The sequence below is a fragment of the Gammaproteobacteria bacterium genome (genome assembly GCA_029862005.1).
Taxonomy (GTDB): domain Bacteria; phylum Pseudomonadota; class Gammaproteobacteria.
This window is the reverse complement of record JAOTYD010000095.1, coordinates 1-2,755: the sequence shown is the minus strand read 5'-3', so window position 1 is coordinate 2,755 and position 2,755 is coordinate 1. Positions and strand designations below refer to the sequence as shown.

The following is a 2,755-nucleotide window of genomic DNA, read 5'->3' as shown; positions in this document are numbered from 1 at the left end:
CCAGGCGACGCTGGGGACTGCCAACTTCCTGTTCATGATCTTTGTCTTTCTGTACACCGTCTATTTTCTGCAGATGGACGGCGACAAGCTGATCAGAAAGATCCTCTATTACCTGCCATTGAACAGCGAAGATGAAAGTCTGATGTTGAACAAGTTCACTTCCGTCACGCGGGCGACGGTCAAGGGAACCATGATGATCGGTCTATTACAGGGCGTCCTGGCAGGTGGCGCTTTCGCCGTTGCCGGCATCGACAATGCGGTATTCTGGGGTACGATCATGGCCGTGCTGTCAGTCATACCGAGCGTTGGCTCGGCACTGGTGTGGCTTCCCGCCTCTATCATCCTGATCCTGCAGGGTAGTGTCGCCGGTGGCGTCGGATTACTGGTTTTCTGCGGTTTGATTGTCGGCAGCCTGGATAACGTGCTGCGACCGATACTGGTGGGTAAAGACACCAAGATGCATGAATTGATGATCTTTTTCGGCACGCTTGGCGGCATCTTTATGTTCGGTATCGCCGGTATCTTTATCGGCCCGCTGATCGCGTCCCTGTTTGTCACCGTCTGGGAGTTATATGGTCTCGCTTTCAGCAATTACCTGCCGGAAGTGTATTACCGCAAGCAGCCAGCCGAACCTGCCGATCCAGAAGACAAGGAAGAACCAGATCCTTAGCTACAAGGCGTCATTGCGACCGCCGAGCCGATACGCTACACGACCTAATCCATATCATTGTCATCCCGCGGCTTGACCGCGGGATCCAGCGAGGCCTGCAAATATCTTTCGAATTGCGGATGCCGCGATCCGTCGTATAGACTCGGAGGCCGGCACGGCGGACAACACTCAAGGCTATTGACGCTGTTTTTCGATCAGATCGGGGAGTCTGAGGCGGAGAATCTTGCCCGACGGCCCTTTCGGCAAATCATCGAAGAAGTAAATAGTCTTGGGAGCCTTGTACTTACCCACCCCGGCCTCGCAAAAAGACTTCAGTTCATCCTCACTGCACTGGAAACCGTCGCGAACCACCACGCAGGCAACCACTTCCTGGCCGTAGTTTTCATCATCGACGCCGACGGCCGCGGCTTCGAGAATCGCCTCGTGCTTGTAGAGCACGTCATCGATTTCTCGCGGCGCGATGTTTTCGCCACCACGAATTATCAATTCCTTGGAGCGGCCGGTGATATAGATATAGCCTTCCTCGTCTTTGTTACCAAGATCGCCAGTGTAGAACCAGCCGTCCCTGATTGAATCCCGGGTTGCCTGCGGATTCTTGTAATAGTGTTCGAGCAGATTGCTGCCGCGAATAACGAGTTCGCCGATCACCCCTGGCGCACATTCGTTACCCTTGTCATCGACAATCTGGATTTCGTTGCCGTAGGGTAATCCGACCGAACCTGGTTTGCGCGGTGCCGGCGGTAACGGATTGCTCGCGACGGTACCCGCGGTTTCCGTCAGGCCGAGGGTTTCGATCATCGGCACCTTGAAAGTCTGCTCCCACTGATCCAACGTGACCGCCGCCAAAGGCGCCGATGCCGAGCGCGCGAATCGGAACGCGGCGAGACGCTCATCGTTGCCGAAATTAAACGGCTCCTGTGCGGCACGATCCAGCAGGTACTTGATTATGGTGGGCACGATGCTGCTCCAGGTGCAGCGATGTTCGGCTGCCAGTCGCCAGTAGTCGGTCGCGCTGAAGCGTTTCGGCATGACCACGCTGCTGCCGCTGTAGAGCGGCGCCGAAACGGTCACCATGGCGCCATTGATGTGATATACCGGCAGTACGCAAAGCGCCCGGTCCTCCGGCTTCAGCTGGTGTCCCTCGGTTACGTTGCGCCCACCGCTGGTAACCGCCCGGTGGCTCAGCACCGCGCCCTTGGGTAGACCGGTGGAACCGGAGGTATACAGCAACAGCGCGGTGTCCTCCGGTATTGGTGACGGCGGGCTCCCCAGTGCGGTTTCACTGTCCGGCCAGCCCGGGCCCTCATCGGTGGTTTCGATAACCTGGATCGGGCGTTCAATCTGCGCGATGATTTCATCGAGCCTGTCGCGATACTCGGGTCCCACGAACACGACTTCCGAATCCGAGTGGTCGAGCACGTGCACCAGCTGCACCATACCGGCCACCGCGTTGAGTGGCACGATCACACGGTTGCTGGCCATGACCCCGAGAAACAGGCGCAGCGCCCAATCGCCGTTGTTCAACAGGAAAGCAACTTTTGCACCCTGCGGCAGTCCCAGTCGGTCGAGCTGCAGCCCAACTCCATCAACCGCTGATTTCAACTGTGCAAAGTTGAGTGACTCGCCGCTCTCCGGCGCTATCAGGAATATGCGGTCAGGGGTTGCATCGGCGTGGTGCTCGATGCAGGCGCGTACCGTATCCATCGTCAGTCTTTCCCGTAGCGAGCGAAATAAGCACCGAACAGTTCTTCCTCGGAAGGTTTGTCCTCTTCGACCTCTCTAACCAGGTGCGTAATATTGATGAAATGCCGGTAATTCAGATTTTCGCTGATACTGTTTCCGCCCCAGGTGCCGCAGCCCATGCTCAGCGTGAAATTGAGCGCGTTGTTAAAACTGCCACCATTACCGAAAGTGTGCGCCTGGTTGACGAGCACGCGGACGACGTCAAGTTCCTCGGCGAGTCGTGCCGGTTGCTCCGGGCTACTGGTATGGATACCGCACGAGTGTCCCTTCCCCTGCACGTTCAGTATGTCGGTTACCAGCTTGACGGCATGGTCGAAATCACGCGCGCGATACACGGTTAAC

3 protein-coding genes are annotated in these 2,755 nt (G+C 57.1%); 1 reads left to right on the top strand and 2 read right to left on the bottom strand.

Annotated elements, in window-relative coordinates:
• Window positions 1-670: AI-2E family transporter (locus tag OES20_19125; GenBank protein ID MDH3636805.1), on the top strand; the 670-nt coding region annotated here is incomplete at its 5' end.
• A gap of 174 nt (window positions 671-844) precedes the next feature.
• Here OES20_19125 and OES20_19120 read toward each other — a convergent pair.
• Window positions 845-2,374 (bottom strand): AMP-binding protein, encoded by a 1,530-nt coding sequence (locus tag OES20_19120; protein MDH3636804.1) that lies wholly within the window; start codon window positions 2,372-2,374, stop codon window positions 845-847.
• Window positions 2,375-2,376: 2 nt separating this feature from the next.
• Window positions 2,377-2,755: sulfoacetaldehyde dehydrogenase (locus OES20_19115; GenBank protein ID MDH3636803.1), on the bottom strand; the 379-nt coding region annotated here is incomplete at its 5' end.